This is a genomic window from Pelagibacterium lacus, from assembly GCF_003345525.1.
Lineage (GTDB): Bacteria > Pseudomonadota > Alphaproteobacteria > Rhizobiales > Devosiaceae > Pelagibacterium > Pelagibacterium lacus.
The window spans coordinates 1-16102 of record NZ_QQNH01000037.1 but is presented as its reverse complement, the minus strand read 5'-3'; the positions used below and the strand labels follow the sequence as shown (position 1 = coordinate 16102).

The 16102-nt window shown below is 58.9% G+C and carries 16 protein-coding genes and 1 pseudogene; 5 read left to right on the top strand and 12 right to left on the bottom strand.

Annotation, left to right across the window (positions count from 1 at the left end):
* Window positions 1-66 precede the first annotated feature (66 nt).
* Window positions 67-993, bottom strand: a pseudogene (locus tag DVH29_RS15100) (type IV secretory system conjugative DNA transfer family protein); the annotation flags it as partial.
* A gap of 130 nt (window positions 994-1123) precedes the next feature.
* Complete coding sequence (locus DVH29_RS15095) at window positions 1124-2086, bottom strand: LysR family transcriptional regulator (protein WP_245945026.1); 963 nt, start codon at window positions 2084-2086, stop codon at window positions 1124-1126.
* Window positions 2087-2353: 267 nt separating this feature from the next.
* Between DVH29_RS15095 and DVH29_RS15090 the strand changes: the two genes are divergently transcribed.
* Window positions 2354-2965, top strand: a complete 612-nt coding sequence (locus tag DVH29_RS15090; RefSeq protein ID WP_114647018.1) for a TetR/AcrR family transcriptional regulator — start codon at window positions 2354-2356, stop codon at window positions 2963-2965.
* A 62-nt stretch (window positions 2966-3027) separates the two neighbouring features.
* Here the strand turns inward: DVH29_RS15090 and DVH29_RS15085 are convergent, their stop codons facing one another.
* The 10 genes from DVH29_RS15085 to DVH29_RS15045 all read right to left on the bottom strand — a co-directional run bounded on the left by DVH29_RS15085 (window position 3028) and on the right by DVH29_RS15045 (window position 12700).
* Window positions 3028-4140, bottom strand: coding sequence for an ABC transporter substrate-binding protein (locus tag DVH29_RS15085; RefSeq protein WP_158541699.1), 1113 nt, complete (start codon window positions 4138-4140; stop codon window positions 3028-3030).
* 16 nt (window positions 4141-4156) lie between these two features.
* The gene (locus DVH29_RS15080) at window positions 4157-4888 is read right to left on the bottom strand and encodes an ABC transporter ATP-binding protein (RefSeq protein ID WP_114647016.1); all 732 of its coding nucleotides are present in this window, start codon (window positions 4886-4888) and stop codon (window positions 4157-4159) included.
* A complete protein-coding gene (locus tag DVH29_RS15075; protein ID WP_114647015.1) occupies window positions 4888-6024 on the bottom strand; it encodes a FecCD family ABC transporter permease in 1137 nt (378 codons plus the stop codon). Before DVH29_RS15075 ends, DVH29_RS15080 begins: the two co-directional genes overlap by 1 nt.
* Window positions 6021-6209: a hypothetical protein gene (locus DVH29_RS15070; RefSeq protein ID WP_114647014.1), complete on the bottom strand. Its 189-nt coding sequence runs from the start codon at window positions 6207-6209 to the stop codon at window positions 6021-6023. Before DVH29_RS15070 ends, DVH29_RS15075 begins: the two co-directional genes overlap by 4 nt.
* Entirely contained in the window at window positions 6206-7957 is a 1752-nt protein-coding gene (locus DVH29_RS15065; RefSeq protein WP_114647013.1) for an ABC transporter ATP-binding protein, read from the bottom strand. The genes DVH29_RS15070 and DVH29_RS15065 overlap by 4 nt, the downstream gene beginning before the upstream one ends.
* On the bottom strand, window positions 7954-9750 hold the full coding sequence (locus DVH29_RS15060; RefSeq protein ID WP_114647020.1) for an ABC transporter ATP-binding protein: 1797 nt from the start codon (window positions 9748-9750) through the stop codon (window positions 7954-7956). The genes DVH29_RS15065 and DVH29_RS15060 overlap by 4 nt, the downstream gene beginning before the upstream one ends.
* Before the next feature lie 199 nt (window positions 9751-9949).
* Window positions 9950-10234: a hypothetical protein gene (locus DVH29_RS16265; protein ID WP_147276126.1), complete on the bottom strand. Its 285-nt coding sequence runs from the start codon at window positions 10232-10234 to the stop codon at window positions 9950-9952.
* A gap of 110 nt (window positions 10235-10344) precedes the next feature.
* Window positions 10345-10971: a pyridoxamine 5'-phosphate oxidase family protein gene (locus DVH29_RS15055; protein ID WP_114647012.1), complete on the bottom strand. Its 627-nt coding sequence runs from the start codon at window positions 10969-10971 to the stop codon at window positions 10345-10347.
* A gap of 50 nt (window positions 10972-11021) precedes the next feature.
* Window positions 11022-11969 (bottom strand): aldo/keto reductase, encoded by a 948-nt coding sequence (locus DVH29_RS15050; RefSeq protein WP_158541698.1) that lies wholly within the window; start codon window positions 11967-11969, stop codon window positions 11022-11024.
* A gap of 113 nt (window positions 11970-12082) precedes the next feature.
* Entirely contained in the window at window positions 12083-12700 is a 618-nt protein-coding gene (locus tag DVH29_RS15045) for a TetR/AcrR family transcriptional regulator (protein WP_245945024.1), read from the bottom strand.
* 53 nt (window positions 12701-12753) lie between these two features.
* Here DVH29_RS15045 and DVH29_RS15040 point away from each other — a divergent pair, with 53 nt between their 5' ends.
* The 4 genes from DVH29_RS15040 (at window position 12754) to DVH29_RS16745 (ending at window position 16087) form a co-directional block, all read left to right on the top strand.
* Entirely contained in the window at window positions 12754-13659 is a 906-nt protein-coding gene (locus DVH29_RS15040) for an SDR family oxidoreductase (protein ID WP_114647009.1), read from the top strand.
* A 309-nt stretch (window positions 13660-13968) separates the two neighbouring features.
* Window positions 13969-14832 carry a penicillin-binding transpeptidase domain-containing protein gene (locus DVH29_RS15035; protein ID WP_158541697.1) on the top strand — a complete coding sequence of 288 codons (864 nt, stop codon included), beginning with the start codon at window positions 13969-13971 and terminating at the stop codon, window positions 14830-14832.
* A gap of 50 nt (window positions 14833-14882) precedes the next feature.
* Entirely contained in the window at window positions 14883-15596 is a 714-nt protein-coding gene (locus DVH29_RS15030; protein ID WP_114647007.1) for a DNA alkylation repair protein, read from the top strand.
* 32 nt (window positions 15597-15628) lie between these two features.
* Window positions 15629-16087, top strand: a complete 459-nt coding sequence (locus tag DVH29_RS16745; RefSeq protein ID WP_369333224.1) for a DUF5946 family protein — start codon at window positions 15629-15631, stop codon at window positions 16085-16087.
* The last annotated feature ends 15 nt before the right edge of the window (window positions 16088-16102 follow it).

The window sequence follows — 16102 nt, the reverse complement described above, 5'->3', positions numbered from 1 at the left end:
CCGGCGCTCGATACCCCCAACATCAAGTGGCCTGGTTTTGCGCCGCCCAATGGCCGACTTTTACCCCGCCGTTGACACCACAACGGGATGAACTCCGTTTTCGCCCAGATGAGGCGTATTCATCATGGCGCGCAGGGTCGTCTCGACGGGACGGCGCGGATCGGAGAGGAAGTTGGCGACGCCTGCCAGCGTCTTGTCCTTTTCGGCATAGAGAACGTGCAGGATCGCGCCGACCAGCAGGGCATGGCTGGTTTTTTCCCAGTGGTTGCGCTTGTCGAGACTGCCTTCGGGATCGACCAGAATATCCGCGATATTCTGCACGTCGCGGACTTCCCATTCGCCCCGCCGCACTTCCAGCAGCGGATTGTAGGCGGACGATCTGGCATTGGTGGGGTCGAACAGCAGGACACGGCCATGCTTTGCGCGGAAGCCGGCCGTCAGCGTCCAGTTCTCGCCCTTGATGTCATGGACGATGCAGCTTCCCGGCCAGGTCAGCAGCGTTGGCACCACGAGGCCGACACCCTTGCCCGATCGGGTCGGGGCGAAGCACAGGACATGCTCGGGGCCGTCATGGCGCAGGTAGTTGCGCTCATATCGACCGAGCACGACACCATCGGGGCCGAGCAGCCCGGCGGAACGGATTTCGTTGTCCTCGGCCCATCGTGCCGAGCCATAGGTGGCGACGTTTCGCGCTTCCCGCGCCCGGATGATCGACATCAGGATGGCGGCGGCAATTGCGATGAGCCCGCCGGACGCTGCGATAAAGGCACCCTCGACGAAGATCGCGGGCGCATAGGCATCGAAGGAAAACCACCACCAGAAGAAGGCGGGCGGATAATAGACCGGCAAGCCCGCCAGGTTGAACCAGGGATTGCCCAGCTGCGGCTGAAAGCCGAGGCGGAACGCGACCCATTGTGTCGCTGCCCACACCATCACCAGAACGATGGTGAAGACGACCGCGATCTGACCCCAAAGGATTCGGCCTCCGCGCAATGCAGTCTCCAGTCGGCAAAAGAGACGAAGAGCATCAGAGAGTAGGAAAAATGGTGATAAGCAACAGGGAAGAGGCTGCGGGAGGGCTGCCGGATACTACCGGCGGCAAATAGGAGGGCTGCCTTTACCGCTATCCGGTCGGGTGATCGCCACCGCGTAGCTGGCAAGGTGAATCACCGGAACGCTTCATTCTGTCTGCAATGTTGAGCAGGTTTTTCAGCGCGGCGCTGCCATTGAACGGTGACCAGACACCGGTAAAGGTAAAGGGCTTCGGCTCATCCGCGATCGGCAGGAACACGATGCCGCTCATCGGTTGTAGCGCCGCGGCCCCTCCGACGATGGTGATGCCGAAGTCCTGTCCGACCATGGATAACAGTGTGCCCCGCTCCACATCGAAACGCAGGATGGACGGCGCCGGCCAGCGTCCAGCAAAGCGCAACATGATGTGGTCGTGGATCTGCGGTCCCGTGCCGCCGTGGCGGACAAGGAAGGTCTCGCCAACAAGATCGGTCCAGGTGATCGTGGACTGCCCGGCGAGGCGATGATCATTCGACAAAACGGCGACCAGTGGTTCGCTCCAGATTGGTCGTGTATGGCAGTCGGACAGATGGGGCGTGCCGGCAACAAATGCCACATCCAACCGGTTGGCACGAAGCTGCATCACCGCATCGCGGGCCGTACCCTCGATTATCTCTAAGTTGATGCCGGGGTAGTCGTTGCGATACTGCGCGATCAGCTCAGCAAGGAAGCTGCGCGGAATTAAGGCAGGGACGCCGATGCGAAGCCGGCCGAGTTTTCCCGATGCTGCCATGCCTGCGGTCCTCACCGCATGGTCCAGTTGATCCACGCCGGCCACTATCTGCTCGACGAAGTGCCGTCCGGCTTCGGTGAGCCGGACACCTCGTGCGTGTCGCTCGAATAGGAGTATGCCAAGGTCTTCCTCCAGCGCCCTTACACGTGCACTAACGCTGGATTGCGCCACACCGAGAGCGTTCGCGGCGTGGCGGAAGTTCAGGTGTTCGGCGACGGCAACAGTGTGGATCAACGCCGCAAGCGGTATGCGGCCTCCTAATGGGGAGCGCTCTCCGAGCATAGATGCCGACGAGCTCCCATATCCGCGCTTCCTTACACGCCGCCTCATAGTTCGATACCGTAGTTGTTTCCCTGTAGGTTGCCGCTGCGCCCGAGATTATTCGGCAATCCAACATATACTATGACTGACGGTTAGTCATTAAACTCTCCGTGAAGCTTCCTCTGGAAGCGACCCACGGCCTGTCCGGTGTTACGCGTTGATGCGCTCGCAGATCCGTGAGATAGAACCGAAGTGACTGTGGTCCAGTCATTTCAGGAGAAGCTCCAGATGACGTCCGCCGATACCCAGCCTCCAAAGCGCCCAAGGACAAAGCCCCCCGAAGAGCGACGCGATGACCTTATGAATGCGGCTCAGCGCATGTTCATCGAGCATGGCGTGAACCATACTACTGTCGACCAGATCACCAATGCCGCGGAAGTCGCCAAAGGGACCTTCTACATCTATTTCAGCTCGAAAGAAGATATCCATGCGGCGCTGGCATCGCGGTTCGTCGAGGAATATGTTCGGAAAGTTCGCGCTGAGATAAACAACGAAAGCGAAGGCGATTTCGCAGGGAAGTTGGCGGCGTGGGTAGCTGGCAGCGTGGATGGCTATCTAAATGACGCGCCTCTGGTGGACATGTTGTTCCACAAGCACCCGCAAATACCAAACGGCAACCTTACCAACATCATAGTAGCCCCGCTCGAAGAGCTGTTGTCCTCAGGAAAACAGTCCGGCGCATGGTCTATCGGCAGCCCCCATTTTGTCGCCGTCTACCTCTATTCGGCGCTGCATGGCGTGATTGATGATCTGATATTCAGCCCCGATCCGATCACGAAGAGAAAACTGATCAAGGAGATAGAGATGTTAAGTCGGCGGGTTGTCGGACTAGCTGCATAGTCATGCGAAACTACATGTCCTGTCGAGGATCGGGCTAGAAGGGCACAATCAAGGCGTCTTATCTAAGGTAAGAAGCGCCCATATTCCGCACTATTATGATTAACCGCGATGTGGAGAACCTCGTCGAGATCATCATTGCTAAAAGCTTGGCCGAACATGGAGCGGTACGCGAATGCCAGCTCGTTTCGTAGATTCCAGTCTGAACGGTCCGGATGCAGCAGCTCAGCCATCCAAAGTGACGTCAGCGGATCTTCTGGCCCTACTGATCCCCAATGATGTGAACCCGTCGGCATCAGATAAACGCGGCCGCTGAGTGCGGCAGCCGTCAGTCCTAGAATGGGATGCTCCAGAATATTCAATGGAGAAACGCCTGGGACATTGAACAGAAAAATGCAGTCTGGCTCCATGGCCGCGATCTGTTCAGCGCTGACTTGGGCAAAGTTCGGAAGGTCTGCAGCGGCATTCAGTCCCCCAGCCCGATAAAGGTAGAACGAGTAGGTTCCCTCGGCCCCGCCGCCAGAAGCATAAAAGCTGTTTCCTGCAATCGTTAGAATCAAGGCGGAAGGACGCGCCTCCGGCTCCAGTCGCTCGGTCAGCGTCCTCAGCCGATCGTCAACGGAGCGTCGATAGGCGATAAGCCTTTCGGCACGCGACGTATCTCCAATGATCGCGCCGAGCATCAACAAGAGCCGTTCTATCGTTTCATCGGCTCCTTCCCGGACCTCCTGGTATTTCGCCACGCGGAGTCCCGCATTCTCGAGGGGGCGGAACAAGTCATTTCCCATGTCTCCCCATTGAAGCACGACATCCGGCGCGTGGTTTGCGACGGCTTCGACATTGGGATTGAAGTCCGAGCCAACGATGATGCTGGTATCGATATCCAGAACACGGGGAAAAATACGGTGCAGGAACCCCCGTTCAAACTCGTCCCTGTTGCGGGGATGGACTGCGATTAGACGATCTGGATTTCCATGCGCCGCAATTACGAATGCCGATAGCACGACGAGATCGACAATGCGCGTCGCCGGTGCATCGAGGATATGCTCCGTTCCGGCCAGATCGACAAAACTTACCTCATTGTCGTTGGCCAGTGCTTTGCCGCCCGTCAACGAGCCGGCAACGCCAAGCGCAAACGACTTCATCAGTTCGCGGCGATTCAATGCCCGAAAGTCCATCTGGTCACCTAGATATTCAACGGAAGATCGGCACGACGGCGTCAACCTGACCGGGCATCGGCACACGACGTACCGGGATTCCATACAACTCCGTCATGTTGGTTTCAGTCAGGATAGCGGCACTGCTACCTTGAGCGGTCTGCCCGTGTGGAAGCATCAGCACGGTTTCGTCGGCGACTTGCAGAGCATGCTGAGGAAGGTGCGTGCTGAAGATGAGCGTGAAACGCGAACGCTCCTTGAGATCGCGTATGATGCCAAGAAGCCGGCTTTGATTGGCGAGATCGAGGGCAGAAGCGGGTTCATCGAGAATGATCGTTGTGGCTTCGCTCGCCAGAGCCCGTGCGACCAGCACGAGTTGACGCTCTCCGCCGGAGAGCCTGTCGAATGCGTGATTAGCAAGACCCGAAAGCCCGACCTCAGCAAGAGCCTCATAGGCGATTTGATAGTCCTGCTTTCGGGGCGATCCGAACACACCGAGCGCACGAGAGCGTCCCATCACGACCATTTCGATGGCCGAAAAGGGAAGCGGAGTTCCGGTTAGTTGCGGGACATATCCGATTTTCGAAGGGCCTGAACGTTTGCCCTCAAACAATGTTTGAAGTCCGGCAATCGCCCGCAGCAACGTCGTCTTGCCGCGCCCGTTCGGTCCCAAAAGCGCGATGCAGGTGAGGTCATCGATCTTCAATGTCAGATTGCGGAATATCCACCTTTGGCCAAAGCGGACGCCGGCATCGCTTAGCTGCAACATTAGCCAATTCCCCTGCCCATCAGGGCTTTGCGAAGCATCCAGGCTATGAATGGAGCGCCAATGAGGGCAGTCAGCACTCCTACCGGAATCTCACCGGGCGTTGCGCTACGTGCCACCGTGTCCACGGCGCAGAGATAGCTCGCGCCCAACAGGCAGGAGGCCGGAAGCAGGATTCGATGATCGTGCCCCACTAGGAATCGTGCGGCATGGGGGATGACAATGCCAACCCAGCCGACAATTCCAGCGACGGAAACAGTCGCTGCCGCGATCAACGCAACCGAGATCAAGACCAGCCAGCGGTCGCCTTCGACAGGAATGCCGAGCGTGCGGGCCTCTTCTTCGCCCAGACAAAGAGCGTTGATGCGAAACCGCATCAGCCAAAGCACGACACACCCGAGGAACACCGCGGGCGAAGCTATTCCCACCTGGTCCCAGCTTGCTGAGGCAAAGCTACCCATAAGCCAGAAAGTGATTGCGGGAAGAGAGTTGTGAGGATCGGCGAAGAGCTGTGTCACCGATACAAGCGCCATGAAGAACGCGCCGACGATCACGCCGGCGAGAAGGACACTCGTCGGAGCGCTTCCACCTTCCACGCGAGCAATCGCCCCAACGATCAGGAGCGCGATCATGCCGGATGTGAATGCACCTCCGATCATCAGCAAGCCCGGAAGACTTAGCAGTATCGCTATCGCTCCACCGAAAGCCGCGCCTGCAGAAACGCCCAACATTTCGGGAGCTGCAAGTGGGTTTCGGAAGATGCCCTGCAACGCGGCCCCGGCGACTGCCAGGCCAGCACCGCAAAGGGCAGCCAGCAGAACTCGTGGTCCACGGACAAGCGTGACTATGCGCTCGTCCATTTCTGTCCACGCCGTGCTGCTGCCACCTAAGCCATAAGCCAGCATGTCCGCTCCACCCAACTTATCGATCAGAGTCCAAAGAGCGGTCGCAGGTGCGATAGTGTATTGTCCGGCGCAAATACTTACCAAAACAACGGCAAAAAGCGTCACACCCAGAGAGGCCAAGACAAGCGCAGTCCATCTATCGGTGGCCACCACGCGCCCATCGTCAAAGGCCTTAGCCGAGGCGCCAGCATGCGCAATACTGTCAGCGTCAGGTACATCTTCGACGCGGCTCATATTGGGTCTGCTGTCCGATAATCTTCGCCGGCGGGACGCAGATGAATCACCACATCGACGGCGGCGATCTCATAATCGCGCGGTACAGCGGCTATGCGCACCCGCAAGCCAGTGTCAGAGATGGCAAGGTTGTTGCTGTCGGACTTCATCGTGACGCGTGCACGCGTTTCCTTGAAAATCGTCATTGGCTCGCGCCTTCCACGGCTTCGATGCGCCAGGAACGGGCACGCTCATATTGGGAGAACAGCCGGGCAAACACGCCGCCTGATTGGCGCAAATGCTCCGGTGAGCCGATTTCGACGACACGTCCCTTGTCGAGCGTGATTACCTGGTCAGCCGCCGCCAATGTGACCGGCCGATGAGCGATCACGATCACCGTTCTACGGCCGTCGCTGGAGAGGTTAGCTATCGCCTCGGCCACGGCACGCTCGTTTTCCGGGTCGAGCGCCGAACTGGCCTCGTCTATAAGGACGATTCTTGCTTGCTTGAGGAAGGCTCGAGCGATCGATACGCGTTGGCGCTCCCCGCCTGACAGCTGGGCGCCGCCTTCGCCAACGCGTGTCTGCCAACCATGCGGAAGCCGCGAGACGACTTCGTTGAGCCGCGCTGCGCGAGCAGCAGCTGCGAATTCCTCCTCCGTCGCCTCGGGATGAGCGATGCGGAGGTTCTCCTCGATCGTCGTGTCGAACAGGTAGACGTCCTGGAAAACGATAGCGATCTCTTCCATCAGAACCACGTTGTCGAGTTGGCGCAGATCATGCCCGCCAATGCGGATCGTGCCGCTATCGACGTCATGGAAACGTGCGATAAGCCGCGTGACCGTCGTCTTGCCCGAACCGGAAGGTCCGACAAGAGCTGTCATCGTGCCCGGCGCGCAGTCGAACGAGACCTTTTCGAGTGCGGGAGCATCGCTATAGCCGAACGTCACATCCTCAAAGCTGATCGAAGCATCTTCGATATGACGAACAGGCTTCGGGGCTTCTGGAAGTGGCTTGGTGTCGAGTATCGACCGGACGCGCGCAACTGCATTATCCATCGCCCGAAGGGCACCGATCAACTCAATCTGGACACCGAGCGGCTCCATGAACCGCACGGCGAGGATCAGCAGGACAACCGCATCGGCTAAGCCGATCTCGCCCGAAGTCAGCAGCCAGGCACCGAGCAGCAAAATGGCGGTGAAACCCAGCGTGACGGTCCCGGTATAGGTCAGATCCGGCACCATCGATTTACGCAGACCTTCACGATAGACGTCGCGGTGCGCATCGAGGGCGCTTTGCATGCGGGCGCTGCCGCTTTCCGCTTGTCCCGCTGCGCGCAGCACGATCTGGGCCTGTCCCAGTTCGATAGCGCGTCCGGCCAACTCCGTTGATGCCGCGTCGAGTTCCTCGTCGGCCTTGGACGCAATGTCTCCCGCACGCTTCAGCGTGATGAAGGCCAGCGGCGCGATCGCGGCAAAAACGAGCGCCATCCGCCAGTCGATGAAGAAACTGATGACAATGATTGAAAGCGGAACGATGGTCGCTGTGATTGCGGGCGAGCCGAGTTCGACGGCGAGGTGGCCGATCGCCGTCGTGTCCACGGTAACAGCGCGCGACAAGCGAGCCTTCTGATCGGGCGTGAACCATCCGAGTGGCAGGCGCGTCACATGCTCCATAACGCGATGACGCAGGCTGTCGCCCAGTTCGATGCTCGCTGCGAAGCCAGCGGGCGTCGCGATCGCACTCAACAGCCAGTAGATGATCAGGCAAACTGCAGCGCCGGTGAGCCAAGGCCCCGCGGCTGCAAAATCAGGCTGCGGTTGTAGAAGAGCGTGAAAGATCGGAATCAGGAGGGCAAGCAGCATGCCCTGCACGAGCGCACGTAGAGCCGTGAGTATTCCCAGTCGATAAACCAGAGCAGGATTGGAGCCGAGACGGAAAAGATTGAGGATCATTGGGCTGCTCCTTTCTCCTGAGCCAGCCACATCCGGGCGTAGATCCCTCCTTTTGCGACAAGCTGGTCATGATCGCCCTGTTCAACCAGGCGGCCACTTTGCAGAACCAGGATTTGATCGGCGCTCCTGATCGTGTGCAGACGGTGGGCGATCACCAGCACCGTTTTGCCTCGCGCAAGTTCGGCCAAGGCTTCCTGCACGGCCGTTTCACTGTCTGGATCGAGGGCGGACGTCGCTTCGTCGAGGATTACGATCGGCGCGCCGGAGAGTATCGCACGCGCAATCGTCAGCCTCTGCCGTTCACCGCCAGAAAGCCCCGCACCATCGCCGAGATAGGTGTCGTATCCTTGCGGCATGCGCTCTATGACATCATGAATGCGCGCGGCTTTGGCAGCGACCATGACTTCATCAACACCGGCTTGCGGACGAGCGACCCGGATGTTTTCAAGGACAGTATCGCGCAGCAGGATGACGTCCTGGAACACCAGCGACATCGATGACAGCAGTGTGGAGTTCGGTATCGAGCGGATGTCGATGCCACCGATACGAATTGCGCCTTTCGTCACGTCATGGAAGCGCGGGACTAAGTTGGCGAGCGTGCTCTTGCCCGCCCCCGATGGGCCGACCAGCGCCGTGACGGTCCCCGGCCGGCAGACTGCCGAGAGATCTTCGATCACGTTGTTGCAGCCGTCATACGAAAAACTCACGCCGGAGAACTCGATATCGAATGCCGAGGGGAGTCGTGGCTGCCGCGCTTCCGGCAATCCGTCACGTTTCAGGATCGCCTCGACATTTCCGGCCGCCATGCGCCCCTTTCTCAGACCCTGCGAACCTTGAATAGCAGGAGAAACGGCGGTGGGCAGACCAATGCCCACGACGAGAAACGGCAGCAGGTCAGCCATCGCCAGCATGTCATGCTGAACCATCCAGAGACCGGAGGCCGCGACGACTCCCAAAAGCGTCATTTCGGAGGAAAGGATGCGCGCGAAGGCGGAACTGTAGCGGGTTTCGCCGAACCAGGCGCTCATGGCGGCGGAGTTTTCGCGAACGGCATCGTTAAAGCGCTTCAGGATCCGCCCGCCGGTTCCGAAGGTTTTCACCACCGTGATGCCGTCAGCATATTCGACACTGGCGGCGCTGACCTTCTGCTCGGTCTCGAACAGCCGCGCCATATGCGTAGTCATCGACCGCATTGCGACACGATAGGCCACGTAAAGCAGCAGCAGCGTCGCCGCGACGACCAGTGCCATGCGCCAGTCCACCCAGGCAAGGTAGGCGAGACCAACGACGATTGCCGTAGTGGCGCCGATGATCTCGCCGAGCGCATGAGCGATGATTTGGTGCATGGCCTCCAGATCGTCGGTCATCACCTTCTTGATCGCACCCGAACCCGAGGCACGGAACCAACCGATCGGCAGGACGGCGAGATGAGCGATAAGCTTGCCGCGAATATCATGCAGAAGCTGTGCATCCGCGTAGTGGCCAAGGCGAGAGGACGCGAACAGCAGGATCAGCCGGGCGATCGCTCCGGCAACTCCGATCCCGACCCAGACCCAAACTGTTATGGCGGCATGCGACAAGTTCGGCGCAGACAGTGCAGCCCGTCCAATCTCCGCTATCGCGATGTATGGCAGCAGCCCCGCCGCAGCGCCGAAGGCAGACAACGTCGAGCAGATGGCAAGCTTAGGGATGATAGGTCGAAACAACCGGCTGAGCGGACCCGTCTGTATCAACTGCTCATACGAATGTTTCTCGTTTGAGGGGCCCGTTGTTGCAACCGCCACTTCCGTCATATTCGTTTCCTCTTCGCATTTCGCGACGAGGTGGCCGAGCACATGAAATCTGACGGGTGAACCGACAGCATCGATAACCTGACCATCGTCGTCAAGTTCTGGTACTCGGGATAGTGACCAAGAGTCAATGACTATTGGTCATTTAATGATCACAGATATCCCGTTTCCGAGAATGGACTTCGCAAAGGGGACGTCGTGATCAGTCGCAGCGGAATGGCAGGAACGTGCCGCCGACGTCGCCATTCATTGTGCCGAGGGTCAAGGCATTGGCGACGGCGAGATCATTTTCCGTCTTCGGACACACCTCGATCCGTTGGAGGCAATGCGCGGCGATGAAGCGCTCGTTCTGGTCCACAAACTGTTCGCTTAGAGCACCAGGCCCAAAATGCGCGAGCATGTCGCGCCAGGTCTCTTCGTAGAAGCGACATTTCGCCAGTTGCCATGCAGTGGGCGTCTCGTCTGCGCTGACCAATACCGGTTTCAAGCCTACGATCAACGCAACGCATATTAGCGACCGCAGGATCCATGATCTCAGTCCGATCGTTTCGCGCGCTTGTGAAGCGACGGTTTCTGACGACGTATGGTTTGATAGCATCAGTACAATGTAGATTTCAGACGAGCTGGCAACTCGATATCGTATCGCTCTCCGTCGATTTCGTTCGCGGACAGCGCACTCAGGATAGCGCCCGCACTCGGAAGAGCGGTCCGCTCCACATGCGTTTCCGAATCCCATAATTTCGAACGGAGCAGCGCTCGACTACACTGAAAAAACACGCGCTCAACGAGAATACGCAGGACAGTCCGAGGCTTCCGGCCGTCCAAGGCAAAGCGTTCCAGTAGGTCCGGATCAATCATCACCTCAGCCCGCCCTTTCACACGTATAGTCTCTCCTATCCCAGGGATCAGGAACAACAGAGATATGCGAGGGTCAGAAATGATGTTCCGGAGACTGTCGATCCGGTTGTTGCCTCGCCGGTCCGGCATGAGAAGCGTATTGGGATCCAGTACCTCGACCAGATGGCCGGCGGGATCGCCCCTCGGCGAGGTTTCAAGTCCACTTGGTCCTGACGTCGCCAGAACAGCAAAAGGCGCGCGCTCGATGAATGGCCGATAGATCTCATGGACATGATCGGCCTCCTTCGCCAACGAAGCTGGAGCGGGTACACCATACACGGCATGCAACTGCTCTTCCGTTACAAGTCGGAATTTCTTCGAGTGCATGGTTTTCCTCTCTTCAATCCGGTGGCAAAGTTTGGCCTTGAAGGCTCTCCCTAGCAGCCGGCCGTCAACGACCTGACCTTGTCTTCTGGTAATTTCAGGACCGCAGCTTTCATCAGCTTTCGAATCCGGTCCGGATCGCTACTGGCAATCAGGGGAACGATTGGAAACGACGAGTCTAGCAACGCTGCAAGAACGACTTCATTGGGTGTGGTTTCCATCTCGATGGCCGTTTCGCGGACCGCACTGAGCACTTGAGCATTACGTTCGCTTTGGTAGCCCGGAGGCAAAACGCCATTATCGTAACTGCCGCCGAGCAAGACCGAATACGCTATGAGCGGAATGCCCGATGTGCAGAGCTCGGCTCGCAGGCGCTCGTCGAGTGTCCTTTGCAGCCCAAGATCGTGATCAGCATTTGGCGTCAGAAGCGAATGACGCTGCTGGATCGCAGCATAGGGTTGCCAACCCTTGGCCAGAGATCTGCCTCTAGCTGCCTTGAAACGATCCACAGAGTAATTGGAGCAGGCGATTCCACGAACGAGTCCGCGCTGGCGAAGCTGCTCAAACGCAAACAGTGTTTCCTCCAGTGGCGTGGCTTCATCGTCTATGTGCGCATAGTAGAGATCAATTTCATCCAGCCCCAGTCGCGAGAGACTCGCCTCACAGGCTGCCGCTATTGTGGCGGCACCGAGCCCCTCTGCCTTTTCCAGGCCGGCACCTGGCTCAGTCGGTTGAGCGCCAACCTTTGTCGCGATGACCATTTCCCCCCGGCACCCGCGCTCACGAAGCCACGCGCCAATAACCTCCTCACTTTCCCCACCCTTTCCGCCGGGGGCCCAGAAAGCATAATTGTTTGAGGTGTCGATGAACCGACCACCTTCGTCATAGTAGGCGTCCAGCACGGCAAAAGCGCGATTGGCCGGAATCCGGGTCCCAAATTCCATGCATCCAAGACCTAAGGCTGAAGTGCGCATAACGGTGCCGATTGAAACTGTTTCCATTGAACGCCTCAATTCAGTCATAAGTGACGGATAGTCACTGACTATTGGTCATTCCTTGAGCCGCGTCTACCCTTCGGGCGCGAGCCTCAAATAAAATCGTGCACCCATGCACTCTATTCACCCTGCCGCAAGACCCCCAGGAAGCTGGAAAGGCTCTCTTCAACGAACGTGGAGACATCGACTGTCGGGTCGAAACTCCACCACAGCAAGGTACCTTGCCAGTGCGAAGCCATCAGCCTGCCCAGCGTTGGGTTCGGATGATCTGCACCTGCAAGACACTCACCAAGTGCCGCGCTCAATCTGTCTCCCCAGGCTTTACCGCGCGCTCGTAGATCCGGGTCGCGCAAGTCCTCGCGCAGGATCAGGAGACCGTCGGCGTAACTGTCGATTGCGCCATAATCTGCCGAGAGGGCAACAAGCAGCTCCACGGCCCCCTTTGGAGACTTATCCACTGTCGCAATGGCCGCTTCAGTCGCCTCCAGCAGCCGATCCCACGACTGCGTCAGCGCCGCCTTTACCATGGCAGGCTTGCTGCCGAAGCGCTGCACGAGGGTGGCTGCCGACAGGCCCGTACGCTCGGCCAGCGAGGCGAAGGTCAGTCCTTCCGGTCCTCGCTCGTGCATGAGGGCTAGGGCGGACTCCAGAATTTCGCTGTCAGGGCGCGACTTTTGTCTTGGCACAAGATGATTCCTTTTATAAACGATTGTTTGTTTATACGAATCTGACTGCATTGCAACCTGTTCCGCTCAGTCGGCGCAACGGGCTCTGAGATCAGGAGACATTCATGCTCACTTCCAAGGTCGCCCTTGTGGCAGGCGGCACCCGCGGGGCCGGCCGCGGCATCGCCACTGAACTCGGTGCCGCTGGTGCCACCGTTTACGTTACCGGTCGGACGACGCGAGAGCAGCAATCCGAGTATGGGCGCCCCGAAACGATCGAGGAAACCGCTGAACTGGTGACAAAGGCTGGCGGCCAGGGAATCGCGGTGCGCGTTGATCATCTGGTGCCCGCAGAGGTCGAGGCGTTGGTTGATCGTATCCGTGCCGAACAGGGCCGTCTCGATATCCTCGTCAACGATATCTGGGGCGGGGAGTACATGGTCGAATGGGACACGCCGGTCTGGGAGCACAATCTTGAAAAAGGGCTGCGCATGTTGCGGCTGGCCATCGACACGCACCTGATCACCGCCCATCACGCCCTTGGCTTGATGATCGAACGGCCCGGTGGACTGCTCGTGGAGGTGACCGACGGCACCGCCGAATACAATGCCGAAAACTACCGGCTGTCACCTTTCTACGATCTCGCCAAGTCAGCTGCTATCCGCATGGCCTGGGCGCATGGCAAGGATCTGGCACCGCGCGGCGGAACCTCAGTAGCGATCACACCGGGCTGGATGCGCTCTGAAATCATGCTCGAAGAGTTTGGCGTCACCGAAGCGAACTGGCGCGACGCCTGCCAAGGGCACCCCCATTTCGTGATCTCGGAAAGCCCGCGTTTTGTCGGGCGTGCCGTCGCGGCTCTGGCTGCCGACCCAGACAAAGCCCGCTGGAACCGGCAATCGCTGTCGAGCGGACAGTTGGCGCAAGTCTACGGCTTTGACGATCTGGACGGGTCGCGGCCTGATTGCTGGCGCTACCTGCGTGAAGTGCAGGACCGGGACCTGCCCGCCGACGCGGCGGGCTACAGATAGATTCCGATGCGGCCCCGTTATGCCAAACCACGACCAGATGGAGGAGGCGAAAACCATCTTGCGACGCAGGTGTGTAACCGCCGTCGGCCTGGTACTGGCCGTAGCGGCCGCCATCGCCATCATCACGATCTGGGCTGTCAGTGCCATGAGGTCTTACTGGCAACTCTGGCTGATAATCGCTCCGGCCTTCTTCGCAGTGCCGATATCGCTATCCGCGCGTCTGGATCATCAAGCGCACATGCCGGGCCAGATGCCTTTGTGTGTGCTCCTCCACCCTTCCGATCAACCTTCAATCACTGGACGACAACAATGACTGCTCTCCTTTCCAGCCTCCTGCGCCCAGGCATTCCATCTTTGGCCGCTGCGACACTCGTGCTGGCAAGCGCCAGCTATGCCGCTGCCGATACACACCAAATCGAACTTGCGCCCTACAGCGCGGAAACCGACCATCTGACCCTGTCCTTTCTCGCGCGCGATCTGGAAACCGGGGAGGAATACGTTCTGGAAGGCAGCGATCTTGATACGCGCCACACACCCTTTTCAACGTTCAAGATTCCCAACCTTGTGATCGCCCTGGAGACAGGCGTTGCCCCGTCACTTGACGCATGGCGCGAATGGGATGCCGCCAAACGCCCGGCCGCCAGCCACTGGCCCGATGTCTGGCAGGAAAGTCAGGATCTCGGCACGGCGTTTGCACGGTCATCGGTCTGGTATTTCCAGGATCTGGCGTTGGAAATCGGTGGCGCCACCTACCGCCAGCAGCTCTCGGACTGGGGTTACGGCAACGCGGAAGCCCCGGACGGCTCGGACGATTTCTGGCTGACGGGCGAGTTGCTGATCTCGGTCAATGAGCAGGTTGATTTTCTAGAGGCCCTGGTCTCGGGCGATCTGGGTGTGGCGAAAGCATCGCTCGACGCCCTCGATAGCACAAGCGAGGAAGGAAGCTTCGGTAGCGTCACCCTTCACGGCAAGACCGGCTCCGGACCCGATAACCCCGAAGACACAAGCGGGTCGTTTTCTGGCTGGTACGCAGGCTATCTGAGCCGTGAGGACGCCGCCCCGGTTGTGTTTGCCCTGCATGTCGCAGGTCCTTCCTTCAGCTCGATCCGCGACTTCCGGAAGGATTTCGCAACCCGCCTATTGCAGGATGCGGGTTTGACAAACGACATCTGATTTCGAACCAGGAACCGAGCAGCCGCACAAGTGAGCAGGGAGAGCCCGAAATGAGCGAACGTCCAACCGCAGCCGAGTTCATACGGGCTCTCCGAGACATCAGCGATCCCGATCAGGTTGCTGATGTCTCGAGGTTCTTCGCCGACGGTTTGGAGAACACGTCAGTGATGGGCGTAAGCATCGGCAAGATATTTCCTGTGGCAAAAAAGTTCGCCGCCATGCCGCTCACGGAGATCGAACAGCTTCTGGACGATCCTCATTACGAGGTACGCATGGGGGCGGTCGCCATCATGGATTTCCAGGCTCGCGCGAAAAAGACAGATGCGGCCACACGCGAAGCATTGTTCGACCTCTATCTGCGCAGACACGACCGTGTAAACAACTGGGATCTCGTCGACCGCGCAGCGCCACACGTGATTGGTGGCTGGCTCGCCGACAAACCCAGGGATGTTCTCTATGAGTTGGCGGCCTCGCCTGATCCATGGCGGCGCCGCACGGCGATCGTGGCCACCTGGTTCTTCATTCGCGCCGGCGATACCGGCGACACGTTCCGCATCTGCGCAATGCTGCTCAATGAGCCGCATGAGTATGTTCAGAAAGCCATCGGATCATGGCTCCGGACCGCAGGCGAGGTCGACCGGCCCAGACTGATAGCGTTTCTGGACGAGCATGCGGAACACATGCCGCGCATCAGCCTGCGCATGGCAACCGAAAAACTGCCAAAAGATGAGCGCGCGCATTACATGGAGAAAAATAAGCGCTAGCGCAGCCTTTGACAGTATTTCGAGAACATCCCATGCCCACACGCTGTGTTGGATGCGGTGCAGTATTCCCCGATATGGAAGGCCCCACCCACGCCTATATGCAATCTTCGCCCGCATGTTTTGCCGCCTTCACCAGACTGCTGGCGGCGGAGTACAGTTCTGCAGCTTTGAGGTCAGTCCATCGCCTTACGGTCGATACATGGGCCGTCCAGCATCCAGGCTCGGTTGAAGACCGGCGCGCCATCCAATCCGTTGGCCTCCACCTGGCACGTTTGATGCTACAGCTTGAACGGCCTCGTTCACCCATGCAGACCAATGCCGTAATGCTGGATTTCTCCCGCCGTAAGGGTACGCTTCGGCGACTGGCGCCCCCCGAAACCTTCCGCGTCACCGTCGCCGACATCGTTGATTGTGCGGGATCCTCAAGTGAGAACGGCGGTGCAAAATTAGTCCACGGTAGCGGCTGGATTGTCCTGCTGCGGGCGGCTTAAAAGTCGTCCACCTAT